Below are 16,145 nucleotides of genomic sequence, written 5' to 3'. Positions count from 1 at the left end.
TTTACCTAAACCCTGCTTATAGCTTAAAGCTTAAAGCTATAAGCTTACAGCCCTCAAAACCCAACCGTCAACCCAATCGTATACACCTTCGCATTCGGGTATGAACCACGGTCGATACCGATCGCTGTATCGGTACTGGAACCGACGTTGCTGGTTTCCGGATCGGGCCCGGAGTATTTGGTAATCGTGAACAGGTTGGTAGCGCTTGCGAAAATGCGGATGTTGGCCTTGTCCTTGAAAACCGACGATGGCACGTTGTAAGCCAGGCTCACGTTTTTCAGCCTTACGAAACTTCCATTCTCCACAAACCGGCTCGACTGGGTAAAGGGCTGGTAGGTTTTGGTGAATGCAGGGATATCCGAATCGGTATTGCCTTCGCGGTAGTAATCGCGGATCTCCGTTAGCAGAAACTGCCGTGCTTCTCCCGAACCCGACATCGCTCCTGCCCGTGTATAGTTCAGCTTATCCACCCCAAATGCGCCCTGGAAAAAGACATTCAGCGTCAGTCCGCCATAGGTAAAGGTGTTATTCCAACCGCTGGTCAGTTTCGGGAACGCGTGGCCGACAATCTGGAAGTCGTCGGTGGTGATCGCATTGTCACCATTTACGTCCTCATAATGCGGGTCGCCAGGAACGCGGCCCTGCTTCGCGGCGATATCCGCTTCATTAGGCTTGAAAGTACCCAGGTATTTGAGCCCCCAGTAGGAACCCAGCGGCTGACCAGGCATGAGCATAAACTCGTTGGTGATAGACATACCGCCTCCTGCACCGGTCCCCGTTCCAAGGCGCGGCAACCCGCCCAGGCTTACCACTTCATTTTTCAGCGTCGAGAAATTAAGGTTCGTTTCCCAGCTGAATTTGCCTTTCTCGATAGCCGTACCGCCTATTGCAAACTCGAATCCGCGGTTTCTGATCTCGCCCACGTTGCGCGGCTGCGTACCACCGCCCGCGTAGTTGGGCAGCTGCACGTTCAGCAGCAAGTCCGTCGTGCTCTTGTTGAAATAATCCGCCTCCAAATGCAGGCGTCCGTTCAGGATTTCCATTTCAATACCCACGTCGGTTTGCGTGGTCGTCTCCCATTTCAGGTTCTTGTTGCCCTGGTTACCCTGGATCACACCCGCTGTTACACCGGTGTTATTGAAACCGACCTGCGTAGAGTTGTAGGGCGACAATGTCGCGTACGGGTTAATAGCCTGACTACCGGTTTTACCCCAGCTACCACGCAATTTCAGGTTCGAGAAAACATTCAGGTTCTTGATAAACTCTTCCTCAGAAAGCCGCCAGCCCAGCGCTACCGACGGGAAAATACTATTCCGGTTATCCTTGCTGAATTTCGACGAACCATCGCGCCGAATGGCCGCTGTCACGAGATACTTGTCTTTGAAAGCATAATTCACCCGGCCAAGCAACGAAAGCAGCGTCCATTTCGAGAAACCGGAGCTAACCGTCGCGGCCGAATTACCGCCGATGTTATCGTAGCCCAGTTGCGGAAAACGAAGGCCGTTGGCCGTTGCTGTAAAGTTTTTGTCGGTAAACTGCTGTGTTTCCAATACGGCTACTGCGGTAATCGAGTGATTCCCGAATGTGCGGTTATAATTCAGCGCATTGGTATTCTGCAAAGTCACCTGGTCGGCCGAATAGCGGGTTGCATTCGGGTTATTGTTCGAAAGGCGCTTGCCGTTGAAATTCTTGTTCTGCGCATCGAGGTAGTTGATCGCATATTGCAGGTCGAGCGAGAGACCATTGATGGGCAATTGGTAGGTCAATCCGCCGATCGCATTGATATTCATCCGCTCGATGTCATTGGATTTATCGTACAAATTATCCAGCGGGCTCCTCGAAACCGAACCGGTCGGATCCGCAAATGTAGGTTGGCCGTCGGAGCCATAGGCCGGCGTGGTAGGTGCCCATTGCAACGCCTCTATCAATGCGCCGCCACCGTCCGTGTTATGGTTGGCGGTTTTCGCGCCCGACAGGTTGAGCCTCAATGCGAGGTTTTTGTTGATCTGCGTGTTCAGGTTAGTTCTCAAAACATAGCGTTTAAAACCACTGTTATTCACGATCCCTTTCTGGTTCACATAGTTACCCGAAATCAGAAATGACGTCTTTTCACCACCTCCCGAAACCGTGACCTGGTGCTGCTGGCCGCTTCCCTTGCGGTAAACAAGGTCCTGCCAGTCGGTGCCGCCATTTTTCTTGAAATCATCGATCTGGGCTTGTGTAAATGGCGCATTGGAGCCCGTAGCGGCGGCACGTGCATTCACGATTTCGGCGAACTCTCCCGCAGGCAGGATATCGAATTTCTTGATCACATTCGAAACGCTTCCCTGCCCTTCGTAGCTCACCCTAATGCCCTTACTACCCTTCTTGGTCGTAATAATAATTACCCCGTTGGCACCCCGGCTACCGTAAATAGAAGTTGAAGCCGCATCTTTCAGTACTTGCAGCGATTCGATATCATTGGGGTTCAGCAAATTATAGTTAGCTCCCACAAAACCGTCGATCACATAGAGCGGATCATTGTTGCCCAATACCGAATTCGCGCCGCGGACCCTCACTTTGGAATCCCCGCCCGGTGCGCCGTTGGATTGCGTCACCTGCACGCCGGCCGCACGTCCCTGCAATACCTGATCGAGGCGGGTAATGGGTTGCTGTGAGAATTCCCGCGTAGATACCACCGACAATGCGCCGGTGACGTCTGTTTTCTTCTGCGTACCATACCCCACCACTACCAACTCATCCAGGCTCCGCGATCCCTGCGCGAGTTTAATATCGATTACCGAGCGGTTACCAATCTCTACCGTCTGACTTTCATAGCCGATAAACGAAAATACCAGAGTGCCGTTCCCCGGCGCCTGGATTGTGTAATTCCCCTCTCCGTCGGTCACGGTCCCCTGCGAGGTACCGCTAATCAGGATGCTCACGCCAGGCAGCGCCGCATTATCCTGATCCGTCACTTTTCCGGTCACCCGGGCATTCTGGGCAAGCAAACTTCCGCTCCCCAAGCCGAGTAAAACCAAGCATAAACTCAGTAGTTTTTTCATGGATTGAGATAAATATATTTATATGTAAAAATTAAATAATACTATTTTTAAACACGTTTGGACAAATAACACCACACTAGCCGGTTTTAAGGCCAGACACGGGCTGCTTTTAAAATATCAAATGTTAGTCAGGCAATCCGTTTCGCAGTCGCGCTACCAATCCACCACCGAGCCATCCAGCGCGTTATAGCTTTCAGGGTTCTTCCAGTCGTGGCCGATCTTGTCTTTCAATGCGTCTTCATCGAGTTCTACGCCGAGGCCGGGTTTAGTAGGCACCATCACGGTCCCGTCTTTTTGTAGTTTGAATGGCTCTTTCAGGTAGCCTTCGCCCAATGTTACCTGCTCCTGGACGAGGAAATTCGGGACGCTGGCTGCGAGTTGCAAGCCGGTAGCGAGCGAAATCGGGCCCATGGGGTTATGCGGGGCTATCGGAATGTAATAGGCCTCGGCCATTCCGGCAATGAGCCTGCCTTCGGTAATTCCACCAGCGTGGCACAAATCAGGCTGGATAATGCTGGCAGCGCCTTTTTCAAGGATTTCCCGGAAGCCCCATTTGGTGAAGATGCGCTCGCCTGTTGCAATGGGTATGTGCGTGCCTCTGGCAATATCCACCAGCGTGTCGACATTCTGTGCCTGGCATGGCTCTTCCACAAAAAAAGGCTGGTACTGCTCCAATTCTTTGATCAAAACCTTCGAAGTCTGCTGCGGAACCGAACCGTGAAAATCGATCGCGATATCCATTTCCGGGCCGCCGGCTTCGCGCAGCGAGGCAAAATTGTCGGAAGCATATTTGATGAATGCCGGGTTCTCGACAATGTTGGCAGGGTTCTTCTTGGCTACTCCGGTCTTAATGATCGTGTACCCTTCGGCTTTGCGCTTCTTCATGTCCTCCGCGTTGGACGCACGCCCATATATACGCACGCGGTCACGCGTGGGCCCGCCCAGGAGCTCGTGCACGGGTACGCCCAGGAGCTTGCCTTTAATGTCCCACAATGCCTGGTCGATGCCGCTCAATGCGCTGGTGAGGATCGGCCCGCCACGATAGAACGCATGACGGTAGATAGCCTGCCAGTGATGCACCACAGCACGCGGGTCCTTACCCACGAGGTAGGGTTCCACTTCTTTAATGGCGGTCTGGATCGTCAGCGCACGGCCTTCGAGCAAGGGCTCGCCGAGGCCCACGATGCCGGCGTCGGTGTGGATTTTGAGGAAAATCCAGCGTGGCTTCACCAAAAACGTTTCCAATTTGGTAATCTTGACCTTCCCGTATGCCTGAAAAGGCGCCGGATTGGCTGCATACGAAGTTTTGGGCAGGAGCATCGTGCCGGTCGCAGCAATACCCAGGACCGACTGAATGGCGGCGCGACGAGATAATGCGCCGGATTTGGAATTAGGTTTCATAGAATTACCAGTTATGGATAGAGCCGTCCGGACTTTTCAGGATCGGGTGCGGGAATTTGGTTTTCTCTTTGACCTCCATGATGAAAGTCGCCTTTTTCGGATCAAATTTCACCCCCAGTCCGGGCGCGTCGTTGAGATACAGCTTACCGTTTTTGAAATTGATAAAATCCTCGTTGAAGTAGGGCGGCCGCTCCGGTTCACCACCGCCCAGCTCCATCAGCGCCCGCGCCGGACTGCTCGAACCCAGTACGTGTACCAATGTCGCGGTGGCCAGTGGGCCGGTGAAATGTGGTATCATACCCACATAATGTGTTTCGCACATCGAGGCCAGTTTCTTGAACTCGCTGATGCCGCCCGTATTCGGCAATGTAAACCGGGTGTAATCGATCCAGCGGTTTTCGATGAACTCGTTGCTGTCCCAGCGGTCGCCGAACTGCTCGCCCACGGCAATGGGCACCTTCGTCATCGAGCGCACGGTTTTGTACACCGACGGGTTCTCCGAGCGGATAATGTCCTCTACGAAATAAGGTTCGAGCGATTCGAGCGCGGTACAGATTTTCAAGCCGTCGGTCATGTCGAAACGGGTATGCAAGTCAATGGCCCACTTACCGCCTCCGCCGACAGCTTCATCGATCCGCTTACAGAAATCGATCGTTTTCTTCACATTTTCATAAAAATCAAAAGGCTGATCGCCATTGCCGCCCGTGGGACCAATGCGATAGGCCCGCAAACCTGCTTCGATGCAATCCCTCGCCCGTTCCTCTTCGGTTTGGGCCTTCGATGCGCGGAAACCTGTGGCGTAGCATTCCACGTAATCGCGCGTGGCACCGCCCAGCAACTCATACACAGGCACATTCAGCGCCTTTCCTTTGATATCCCAAAGCGCCATTTCCAACGCGCCCAGGGCATGCAACTTCTCGCGCCCCGGCGGGTAAAACATCCCGCGGTAAACGTTCTGCCAGATGTGCTCTATCCGGAAAGGGTCCTCCCCGATCATCATCTGGGCGCATTGTTCGATCATATCCTTCGAGCCGCCCTCGCCAATGCCGATAATGCCGCCGTCGGTTTCGATCTCAACAATGCCCCGCGCCTGGTTGAACAACGGCTTGTTGTAGCCCGGCGCGGCATAGTACCGGATTTTGGTAATCTTCATTTTGGAGGCCGCCTGCGCCTTTATCAGCGGAAAGCCGGTAGCAACCGCCGCGGTGCCCAGGAAGGCAGTTTTTATGAAATTTCTTCTTTGCATAATGGTACTGGTAATGTGTCGGGGTTAGTCAGATGTAGTCAGGAATAGTCAGGTGTGGTCAGGTGTTGTTAGATGTGGTCTTTTGTGGTCAGGTATTGTCAGAAATTGTCAGGTGTGGTTAGGTGTTGTTAGATGTGGTCTTTTGTGGTCAGGTATTGTCAGAAATTGTCAGGTGTGGTCAGGTGTTGTTAGATGTGGTCTTTTGTGGTCAGGTATTGTCAGGAATAGTCAGGTGTGACCAGGTGTGGTTGGGAATAGTCATCAGTGGTCAGGTGTGGTCAGGTCGGGTCCGTGATTGTTAGGTTAAAGCAAATAAGATCAACCACACCTGACAATACTTGACTATTCCTGACAATACTTGACTACTCTTGACAACACCTGACTACTCTTGACTACACTTGACAATTCCTAACCACACCTGACCACTTATAACCACTGTCAAGCACTCGCAGCGGTCGGTTTAGCCTTCGACGAATCACGGGCAATCAGTTTGGCTTCCATTAATATTTGCTTCATGCCTTCCTCCGGGTTTTTCAGTTTTTCCAGCAAGAACTCAACGGCCGTTTTGCCCAGCATTTCCAGCGGCTGCTGTACGTAGGTGATCGGGCAATAGTACAGGTCGAAAACCTCCGCCTGGCCGTAACTGACGATCGCCAGGTCCGACGGCACTTTGAGGCGCAATTCGTTGATGTATTTCAATGCGTTGATCGCCAAACCATAAGTGGCAAAAATCATCGCGTCCACGCGTTGCTCGGAGGCCAGTACTTCGTCGATGGCAGTCCGTACCTCGCTGTCCATCGTTTCGAAATGCACCTCTTTCAGCCAGGAATCATGAAATTCGATGTGATTATCGCGCAAGGCATGCCTGTATCCCCGCACACGTTCCACCATATGGTACATATTCGATTTATAAGCCATGATCCCGATCTTCGAGTAGCCGCTGTTGATGAGGTGAACGCCGGCGTCGTAGGAGGCCTTGTAGTTGTTGGTCGCCACGAAATCGGTCTGTATTTCAGGAAAATGGCGGTCCAGCAACACAAAAGGGATATTCCGCTCTTTGAGATAATGCACCTGGCTCTCCGACCCTTCGCAGGACACGATAATGAAGCCGTCGACCTGCCGGTTGATCAGCACATTGAGCAGGTCCCACGATTTCTCGGCGTGCTCGTCGCAACTGCCGATAATCACCGTGTAGCCATTCTTTTTGGCCTCATCCTCCACCACACGCGCGATGTTGGCGAAAAACGGGTTGGAAATGTCGGCGATAATGAGCCCGATGGTGTACGTCTTGCCGCTTCGGAGGCTTTTGGCCAGATGGTTCGGCTGATAGTTCAATTCTTTCGCTATCTGCCTGATTTTCTGAGCGATGACCTCCCCCACCCTGGTTTCCTTTTCCTTACCATTGAGAACGTAGGAAACCAGTGCCGTAGAGACGCCCGCTTGCTGTGCGATATCTTTGAGCGATGCTTTTTTCATGGACGTATAAGCGTACCGTCGAATTTTCTTACTTGCCAGTTCGATTTTGTGCTGATCGGGAATTTGGCGGCCGCCTTCTCATCGATGTCCACGCCAATGCCCGGCACTTCGTTCACCGACATATACCCGTTCTTCATCGTCGGGCAACCGGAGAATACTTCCAGCGTTTTATCATTGAACTGTACCGCCTCCTGAATACCGAAGTTCCACACTGCCAGGTCGATATGTGCATGCGCCGAATGTCCTACCGGCGACACATCACCAGGACCATGCCAGGCTGTTTTGACATTGAACCATTCCCCAAGCCGGGCGACTTTCATGGCGGGCGTAACACCGCCTATCTGCGACACGTGGATGCGGATGTAGTCAAACCATTGGTTGGCCATCGGTTCCAGGAATTCATTGATGTTATTGAAAAGCTCGCCCATGGCCAGTGGTACCGTGGTACTCTGCCGCAGCAGTTTGAACCATTTCATATTTTCGGGAGAAAACGGGTCTTCGATAAAGAACGGCCGGAATTCTTCCAGTTTTTTGATCATATTGATCGCATTCATCGGCTGCACGCGCTCGTGGATGTCATGCAGCAATTCCACTTCCTCGCCGCACTGCTTGCGTACTGTTTCGAAGAGAATCGGAATGGCTTTAAGATAGGCATTTTCGTCCATGTAGTTGTCCGTGGCCCCGCCAAAGCCAGCTGCTTTGAAATCGGGCTGCTTGGTCGTGCTACCTACTGCGCCGTAACCACCCTGCTGGATACGGATATACCGATACCCCTGCTCCTGGATCTTTTTCACGCTCTCCACGGTCTCTTCGGGTGTACGCCCGTTCGCATGCGTATAACATGGTACCGCGAAACGCACTTTGCCGCCCAATAGCTGGTACAACGGCATTCCCGCACGCTTGCCTTTGATATCCCAAAGCGCCTGGTCCAGGCCGCTCAACGCATTGTTCAGCACGGGACCATTGCGCCAGTAGGAACTCACATAGGCGGCATGCCACATGTCTTCGATATTGTCGACGTCCCTTCCGACGCAAAATTCGTTGAGATAGGTATTAATAGCCACGAGCACCACCTCCGCCCGCTGGGTGAACGTGGCGCATCCCAGGCCGTACAAGCCCGGCTCGGAGGTCTCTACTTTCACGACAATGAGGTTCGAGCCCTGCGGCGCCGTGGCAATCGCCCGAACGCTTTTGATCGTCAACGGCTTCATCCCTTTGGCATACTGGGGCGTCTCACGGTCGGCGGTCCGACGGTCGGCGATCCGACGGTCGGCGGCCCGACGGTCGGCGCGGGCATTCGGGGCACCTCCGAACAAGCCCAGGATCCCCGCGGAACCGGTCAGTCCCAGCGCCTTCATCGTGTCTCGCCGACTCATTCCGTTCTCTTTCATTTGTATCAGGTTAAAGGTTTAAGAAGATACTACTTTTTGTCCCACCACATCCTCGTATTCAAATCATTAGGCCCCTGGCGTGCATTCGCGTCATTCACATTCTGCAAATTCACGACGATCTCGCTGTCGGGGTATGGCATGCGGCGGATGAAGTCCTCCTTGATCTCCGAACCGGGATACGGATTCTTCTTCAATGCCGGAAACCCGCTTCGCCGGAAGTTGGCCCAGGACTCGTTGCCGTCCAGGAATGTTGCCACCCAGTACTGCGTATTGATCTGATCCAATGCTTTGGCCGCATCGAGCGGATGCGCTTTCAGGTAGGCAAGTATGGCGTCTTCCTTGATGGTCGCCTTCACGTCATACGAGGCCATTTGTTCGAGATTGGCGCGGATCCCCTTGGCATAGTAATCCGCCGCTTCACCTGTCACCCACCCGCGTACAGCCGCCTCCGCGAGCAGGAGCTGTACCTGCGCGTACGTAATGTGGAATTCGGGCGCATCGAGTTTCAAAACCGTCGTCAGGTTGATTTGCGTGAAATCCCACAGGCTTACCACCCCGTTTTCGGCCAAAACGCTGTTGATCGTCACGTCGTTGTAGCCCATTGGCATGCCGATCTGCAAGTTCGGATCCGATTTGGCACGTTCGGGCGTCTGCTCCGGGCCGCCCTTGGCTCCCACATACCGCACCGCGAACACCGGCAGGCGGGGATCGTTGTTTTCTTTGAGGTAATTCACAAATGGCGCGGCGAGGTAAAAGTTGGTCTTCTCGCGCGCTGCCAGGTGATTGGCAATAAAATTATTATAAAGCGACGTATGCCGAATGACCGAGTTGTCCGCATTACTCGCGAACAAACCGCCGGCAACCGCCTTGGTCACGTAGGTTTTGGCCGTGGTGGGGTCGATTTTGGTAAGACGCATTCCGGCGCGGAGCATGAGCGAGTAACCGAGCTTTTTCCAGCGTGCGATATCGCCGCCGTAGAGAATATCGGTCGTAACTGCGGGTTGCGACGCGTCGAGTGCGCCGGCCGCTTCTTCCAGCTCTTTGAGAATATCCTTGTAAACAGCCTCTTGCGGGTCATATTTAGGGCGGATCTCTTCGCTGATATAGCCTTTCCCCGCATCGAAATACGGAATATCGCCATAGGTGTCCGTCAATATCATGAACGCGTAGGCCTTCCAGATGCGTGCAGCATGGTAAATGTTCGCACTCAGCGGATCGCCCTTCGTTTGCTCGGTAACTGCCACCAGCTGTTTGATTACATTCCTGTAAAAATTAACCCATACCAGCGGCGAGTTGGCATTGTTGAGCTGGTTGTAATTTCCACCGGACAAAGAGCTCCCATAAGGTGTAATCACCTGCTGCACAATGCCAAAGTTGTAACAGAGCATGCCGAGCGTCGACACGCCGTCGAGGTAGGTAGTGGCGATGATCGCCTTGTTCAGGATCAGGGACGGCGCCAGGGACGTTGGATCCACCTTGTTGGTATTGATCTCGTCAAACCCTTCGTCGCAACCGGTGATGAACGTCAGCGACAAGGCGAGTGCCAGCATATATTTGAATGTAGCTTTCATGGGTTCGGCAGTTAGAATTTTACATGGAGATTGAAACCAATGCTGCGGGTCGGCGGCAAACCGGGCCAGAAATCGAGGCCGGTCGCATTATCCGACGAATTCAGCACTTCCTCCGGATCCATATTCTCCGTCCACTTCTTGATCACGAGCACATTGTTCGCGACGGCACTCAGGCGCAAGCCTTTCACAAATGCCTTTTCAGGCAGGAACTTGCCCAGGTCATATCCCAATGTGAGCTGGCGCAGTTTCCAGAAACCAGCATTCTGTACAAAATCCTCATTAATTCCCAACGGGTTGATCGATTCATAGAAAGGCTGAACAGCTGCCTTCGTCTGGTTCACTTCACCATCCGGGTTCACGCCATTCCCGATCACATAACCCTCGGCACGGCCTGGTAATGTGCGCTTCGACAGCCCGTGACGCATGTAGTTGATGTTCCGTCCGGCGATCATCTTATGTCCGAGCTTGAAGTCCACAAGCGCCGAGAGCATAATGCCTTTGTAGGTAAATGTGTTGGTAATACCACCAAAATACTTAGGCAATGCGTTTCCGACATTCATCAATGTGTTGTTTCTCAAAGGCATACCGCTGTTTTTGTCGAACACCTGTCTGCCTTGCGCATCGCGCAGGTAGGTGAAGGTGTAAAGCTGGCCGAGCGGCTTACCTACCACCATGTTGAGCGTCCGGCCGCCTCCGCCACCGACGGTAATCACGGTATCTTTCTCGGCCAGGCCCAGTTTCAATACTTTGGACGTGTTATAGGACACATTGAAACTCACATCCCAGGTAAAGTCTTTGGTTTTCACCGGAGAGCCTGTCAGCAACAACTCAATACCCTTGTTCATACTGCGACCGACATTGATCAGCTGCGCAGTATAGGAAGATGCGTCAGAAATCTGCGCGGCAAGGATCTGGTCGTCAGTGGTTTTGTGGTAGTATGTTAAATCAAAACCAAGCAGGTTGTTGAACAACTTCATCTCCAAACCTGCCTCGGCCTCCTTAATGCGGAGCGGACGGAGGTTTTTGTTAGGAACGACGGAAGCATTGATACCTCCCACCGGCACCAGCTGGCCCGACGGGTTCGGGAACGAGTTGTTATCCACCGCATAATACAGTGCATTCGAATAGGGGTTCACGTTATCGGAGCCCACCTGCGCGTAGGCCGCACGCAACTTGCCGAACGAAATCCACGCCGGCAGGTTCGGGAAGGCTTGTGAGAAGATAAAGCTACCCGTAACTGAGGGATAAAGAATGCTTCTGTTCTGCGGTGCCAACGTTGAAAACCAGTCGTTTCGGGCCGTTACGTTTAGATAAATGAATTCTTTCCAGGAGATGGTAGCCGCCCCGTACAGTGAATTGATTTTCTTTTCTGAAAGGCTGTACAGCGGATTTTTGACGCGCCCGTTCATGACCGTGTACAGGTTAGGCTGAATAAAATCCTGCACTGTAACACTGTTGTAATCCATCCGCGCATAACGCTGGTTACCGCCAAGTGTCACATCCAGACCGATATTGCCGAAGGTGTGGTTACCTCCGAGGATAAAGTCAAAATTACGTTCGGTATTGCGGCGAACATCCTGCGTAAATGAACCGTTGACATAGCCCACCGGTGCCTTGGCAATCGGCGCGTATCCGTTGGGAATGTTGTAATCCTGGCCGCGCACGTAAAAGTCCTGGGCACCGCGGAGTTGCAGGTAGAGCCAGTCGGTGAACTGGTATTTCAAAGCCACGTTGCCAAACAGCCGGTCGCGGGAAATGTTCTCGAAATGGTGGCTAAGGGAATAGTAAGGGTTATTTCTCACCAAAAACCGCGAAAACACAAACTCGTCGCCGTTCGCTTTGGTCTGATTTTGTTTCAAAGCTTCGAAGGGCATGGAGTTGGCCAGCGTGAAAATGACCGTCGAAGTCGCGAAATCCTGGGTGTCGATCTGCGGCGGATTGGTATTCTTTTCTTTGGAATAGTTGATATTTCCAAAAGCGGTAAGGCGTTTCGAAATGTTCTGCGTAAAACCCAGGTTTACCACCTTCCGGTTGAACTTGTTGTTCTCGACAATACCCCTGTTATCGCTGTTGGCCAGGGACAAACTGAAACCGCCGTTCGGGCCATTGTTCGAAACGGTTACGGTGTTGGTCATATTCGTTCCGGTGCGGTAAAATTTCTTCACACGCCCTCGCACAGGCTCGTAAGGCCAGGTTTGATTGTCGAACAGGATTTGGGTCATACCGGGCTGGAACTTCTCGCCGAAGCTCCATACGCCCGATGTAGGCTCGGTGGTCGTGGGTCGCTTACCACCTTCGCCCTGGCCGTATTCGTATTGAAAATCGGTAAAATCCAGCGGGGTATCCGTCGTGAAGTTGATATTGTAGTCGAGTCCGATGCCCTTTCCGGTGCCCCGGGTTTTGGTCGTGATCATCACCACCCCGTCCTTCGCTCGCGAGCCGTAAAGCGCTGCGGCAGTAGCCCCTTTGAGCACGGTCATCGATTCGATATCGTCCGGGTTAATACTGGAAAGGCCATCGCCTCCGTCGGAGCTGTTCGCTGCACGCGGACCGTAGTCCCCGCCCCCGGCGAAATTGGAATTATCAATCGGTACGCCATTGACGACAATGAGCGGGTTATTCTGCCCGCTGAACGACGACTGCCCGCGGATACGGATCTTGGCCGTTCCACCCGGCCCGGTCGATAACGAGGTGATGTTCACACCTGCCATTTTCCCCTGCAAAGAACTGATTACATTAGGAGTACGATTGGTAGAAATCTGATCCGCATTCACCGTCGCCGTGGCATAACCGAGTGTTTTTGCCTCCCTTTTGATACCCAGCGCCGTTACAACTACCTCCGTCAGGTTTTTCGACTCCTGCGAGAGCTGCACATCGATCACCGACCGGGCACCGACGGCAACCGTTTGACTTACATAACCTATAAAAGAGAAAACGAGCGCTGCATTGGCTGGGGCTTCCAGGGCATATTTACCATCAGAATCGGTAACGGTACCTTGTGAAGAGCCGCTGATCAGGATATTCACGCCGGGCAAGGGTTCCTTATTCTCGCCGGTGACCGTGCCGGTAACCCGGCCTGTCTGGGCAAAAACCGGGCCGCAGCATAGCGTGGCGAGCAGCACGATCATCGTAAAACATTTCTTCATCAGTTCTAATCGGGTCAAAATTCAGGGTGAATGGGGCTACGCAAAACGTACACGAAAACCGCAACTGCTTGCGGACACGAAGGCCAGGAATAGTACGGGCAAAAAAAGAACTGAAACGGCCGCCAAAGCCGAACGATTATCTATATACGAAAACAAAAAGAAACCATTCTGCTGCCAACAGGACGTCGTCGGCGCAGCTCACGCCTACCTGGCGCGGGAAACGGACTATGTTTGAATTAAAATATTTTGTTTAAACGATTAAGCAACTTATCAAAACAAAAAGTCAGGTTATAATGTCTTAGTCAGGTCGTTTTGTGATGGTATCGGGTACTTAAACGGCTTACCGGAACTATGTCGGGTCGCAGGAGGAAACTGGTAATAAGGAAATAGTGTGACCAAATGTAGATTAATCGATTAAACAAACAAAATTTCGAAGCAAATATTTTAACATTTTTTCTAAAAATAAACACATAACGTGTTTCCGGCGTATCCAACGCATTGTACAGCCACAGTGTATTTCAGATAATGATTCGCCCGCTTTGCGTAAATGCGGGTTACTTCCCGGCCCCGGACAATTAGATTTACACTTGAATCCTCCTTATGGTTTTCCGATCATCCATCCTGTCATGACCTTTTTAAAACGTATGTTGGAACAATCCAGGCTCCCGCTCTCGGTCGGGCAGTTCTGGTGGTATTCCTTCTGCTATTGGAGCATTTTCGCGGTTATAACGTTCGGTCAGCTTATGATGCTGTGGCTTTTGAAGGAAGGGGTCGTCATGCAGCCTCACGAAATGTTTATATGGCTGCTCGACGGCCTTTTCTGGTGGTCCACCAGTCCGCTTGTCCTGTACGCTTCCATCAAGGTACCGATCGCCTTCAAGGTTCGTGAAAGCTCCTCCGTTTTCAAGCCGATCCTGGTGCACCTGGCGATCGTGACGTTTCTGAATATTTTCATCAACATTCTGCATTACTATATTACCAACCCGCTCATGTACCGCGCGGTGGGCAAATCCGTGCCGCTGGAAAACTACCTGTTTTCATTTTTCATCGCCTACACTGCCAGTTTCGGCCAATACCTGCTCCTGGTGGTCGGTTTTAACAAGGTATCCTATATTTACCGCTACCAGGAACTCAAACAGCAGAATTTCGAAACCGAGCTGCACAACGAGCAGTTGCGCGGACAGTTGGCGAATGCCCAGCTGCAATCGCTCAAGATGCAGCTCAACCCGCATTTTCTTTTCAACACGCTGCATAGTGTGGTAAGCCTGATGGTCAAAAACGATATCCGGAAGGCCACGCTGATGATCACCACCCTGAGCGACCTGCTCCGGGCGGTACTCGTGAACCAGTCGGCCGATTTCATTCCTTTCCAGGAGGAACTTCAACTGACGCGGCAATACCTCGACATTCAGCAAATCCGTTTCCAGGACCGGCTGAAAGTCGAATACCACATCGATCCGGCATCCGAACTTTATCCGGTACCGCAACTCATACTGCAACCGATCGTTGAAAACTCCATTACCCACGGCATTTCCGACCTCACAACCAACGCGCTGATACGCATTACCAGCGCCGTAACCGCTACGGGTATGCGGGTGACGGTGTATGATAACGGCATTGGCGCTGCCCCCCGTAAACAGTCCAAAGGAATGGGATTGGGGTTGCAGAACACGCTGCTCAGGTTGCAACAAGCCTACGGCGTCGAAGGACAGCTGGAATTTGTACAGCCGGCGACAGGGGGGACGGCGGTAACGCTTTGTTTCGAAGGGAGGAAAGGGACGATGGAGGTTGGAGAAAGGAGAAGGCACAATGGAAATCTTTGACAAAATGATACGAGACAATCAAACGGTGGCCCCGGAGGAGCCTCCTGTTGTTGGCCCCAGGACACCCCGCGGGGGTGCAAATTCGTGACTTGGCTTTTTTGCTATAAACAGTACGCCCCTCCGGGGCCTGACGAACACCAAAACAACCCCGAAAGAATATGAAATACCGCTGCCTGATCATCGACGACGAAGTGCTGGCGAGGGATGTAATCAGGACATTTGTTCAGCACGATCACTCCATTCAAATCACCGACGAGGCCGCTAACGGCTCGGAGGCAGTAGTGAAGATCCTCCAACACCGGCCCGACGTCGTTTTTCTGGACATTCAAATGCCCGAGCTCGACGGTTTCGAGGTGCTGCGCGAGGTGTGGCCGCACCATCAGCCATTCGTGGTGTTCACTACCGCGTTCGACCAGTATGCCCTGCGCGCCTTCGAAGTGAATGCGATCGATTATTTGCTCAAACCCTTTGACGAGATCCGCTTCCATCAGTCGCTCGGCCGCTTGAAAGAACGGCTTAGCCAGAAATCACAGCCGCGGATCGAGGAATTGGTGAACAACCTCCTGCGCGACCAGAAGGAAAAGGAAGAAAACTATCTGCAACGGCTGCTGGTGAAAGAAGCCGGTAAAATGTACCTGGTCAAAACGGACGATATCACACACTTCTCGGCCGACGGCAACTATATATCCGTTTATACTGCCCAGAAAAAGGTTTACACCATTTACGAAAGCCTCGGCAGCCTCGAAAGCCGGCTCGATCCGTCGATCATGATCCGTGTGGGTCGTTCGAATATCGTCAACATGAATTTCATATCCGAGCTCGAAACTTACTTCAACGGGGAGTATATCATCCATTTATCCACCGGTGAAAAAGTGAAATGGACACGTGGTTACCGCGACAATATCAAGGCATTTATCACGAAAATGGGTTAGGCGGCCGATACGGTTCACGATTTGAAATGCACGCTTTAAATAATAAAAAGTCCAGATCAGACATTTTTCGTACCTGTTTCAACGATTTGGGATACAAATTTGTCAGACAAGATAG

Annotated in this window: 9 protein-coding genes; 2 read left to right on the top strand and 7 right to left on the bottom strand. The window is 52.3% G+C overall.

Annotation, left to right across the window (positions count from 1 at the left end; all coding sequences use genetic code 11):
• Window positions 1–53: 53 nt before the first annotated feature.
• The 7 genes from J7619_RS08045 to J7619_RS08015 all read right to left on the bottom strand — a co-directional run bounded on the left by J7619_RS08045 (window position 54) and on the right by J7619_RS08015 (window position 13,275).
• Window positions 54–3,044: a TonB-dependent receptor gene (locus J7619_RS08045; protein ID WP_291196743.1), complete on the bottom strand. Its 2,991-nt coding sequence runs from the start codon at window positions 3,042–3,044 to the stop codon at window positions 54–56.
• A 153-nt stretch (window positions 3,045–3,197) separates the two neighbouring features.
• The gene (gene dgoD / locus J7619_RS08040) at window positions 3,198–4,445 is read right to left on the bottom strand and encodes a galactonate dehydratase (RefSeq protein WP_291196741.1); all 1,248 of its coding nucleotides are present in this window, start codon (window positions 4,443–4,445) and stop codon (window positions 3,198–3,200) included.
• 4 nt (window positions 4,446–4,449) lie between these two features.
• Window positions 4,450–5,691, bottom strand: coding sequence for a mandelate racemase/muconate lactonizing enzyme family protein (locus J7619_RS08035; RefSeq protein WP_291196739.1), 1,242 nt, complete (start codon window positions 5,689–5,691; stop codon window positions 4,450–4,452).
• 438 nt (window positions 5,692–6,129) lie between these two features.
• On the bottom strand, window positions 6,130–7,167 hold the full coding sequence (locus J7619_RS08030) for a LacI family DNA-binding transcriptional regulator (RefSeq protein ID WP_291196737.1): 1,038 nt from the start codon (window positions 7,165–7,167) through the stop codon (window positions 6,130–6,132).
• A complete protein-coding gene (locus tag J7619_RS08025) occupies window positions 7,164–8,558 on the bottom strand; it encodes an enolase C-terminal domain-like protein (protein WP_291196735.1) in 1,395 nt (464 codons plus the stop codon). The genes J7619_RS08030 and J7619_RS08025 overlap by 4 nt, the downstream gene beginning before the upstream one ends.
• Window positions 8,559–8,587: 29 nt before the next feature.
• On the bottom strand, window positions 8,588–10,129 hold the full coding sequence (locus J7619_RS08020) for a SusD/RagB family nutrient-binding outer membrane lipoprotein (RefSeq protein ID WP_291196733.1): 1,542 nt from the start codon (window positions 10,127–10,129) through the stop codon (window positions 8,588–8,590).
• Window positions 10,130–10,140: 11 nt separating this feature from the next.
• Window positions 10,141–13,275, bottom strand: a complete 3,135-nt coding sequence (locus tag J7619_RS08015; RefSeq protein ID WP_291196731.1) for a SusC/RagA family TonB-linked outer membrane protein — start codon at window positions 13,273–13,275, stop codon at window positions 10,141–10,143.
• A gap of 626 nt (window positions 13,276–13,901) precedes the next feature.
• Here J7619_RS08015 and J7619_RS08010 point away from each other — a divergent pair.
• Both J7619_RS08010 and J7619_RS08005 read left to right on the top strand, forming a co-directional pair.
• A complete protein-coding gene (locus J7619_RS08010; RefSeq protein ID WP_291196729.1) occupies window positions 13,902–15,098 on the top strand; it encodes a sensor histidine kinase in 1,197 nt (398 codons plus the stop codon).
• Between the two features lie 158 nt (window positions 15,099–15,256).
• Window positions 15,257–16,030 carry a LytTR family DNA-binding domain-containing protein gene (locus tag J7619_RS08005; RefSeq protein ID WP_291196727.1) on the top strand — a complete coding sequence of 258 codons (774 nt, stop codon included), beginning with the start codon at window positions 15,257–15,259 and terminating at the stop codon, window positions 16,028–16,030.
• Window positions 16,031–16,145: the final 115 nt, after the last annotated feature.

The organism is Dyadobacter sp. (assembly GCF_017744695.1).
In the GTDB taxonomy this organism is placed as follows: Bacteria; Bacteroidota; Bacteroidia; order Cytophagales; family Spirosomataceae; genus Dyadobacter.
This window is presented reverse-complemented; position numbering and strand designations above follow the sequence as displayed.

Excerpts from the sequence above, each read along its gene's own strand:
- J7619_RS08045 (WP_291196743.1), bottom strand. The coding sequence starts at position 3,044 with ATGAAAAAACTACTGAGTTTATGCTTGGTTTTACTCGGCTTGGGGAGC.
- dgoD (WP_291196741.1), bottom strand. The coding sequence starts at position 4,445 with ATGAAACCTAATTCCAAATCCGGCGCATTATCTCGTCGCGCCGCCATT.
- J7619_RS08035 (WP_291196739.1), bottom strand. The coding sequence starts at position 5,691 with ATGCAAAGAAGAAATTTCATAAAAACTGCCTTCCTGGGCACCGCGGCG.
- J7619_RS08030 (WP_291196737.1), bottom strand. The coding sequence starts at position 7,167 with ATGAAAAAAGCATCGCTCAAAGATATCGCACAGCAAGCGGGCGTCTCT.
- J7619_RS08025 (WP_291196735.1), bottom strand. The coding sequence starts at position 8,558 with ATGAAAGAGAACGGAATGAGTCGGCGAGACACGATGAAGGCGCTGGGA.
- J7619_RS08020 (WP_291196733.1), bottom strand. The coding sequence starts at position 10,129 with ATGAAAGCTACATTCAAATATATGCTGGCACTCGCCTTGTCGCTGACG.
- J7619_RS08015 (WP_291196731.1), bottom strand. The coding sequence starts at position 13,275 with ATGAAGAAATGTTTTACGATGATCGTGCTGCTCGCCACGCTATGCTGC.
- J7619_RS08010 (WP_291196729.1), top strand. The coding sequence starts at position 13,902 with ATGACCTTTTTAAAACGTATGTTGGAACAATCCAGGCTCCCGCTCTCG.
- J7619_RS08005 (WP_291196727.1), top strand. The coding sequence starts at position 15,257 with ATGAAATACCGCTGCCTGATCATCGACGACGAAGTGCTGGCGAGGGAT.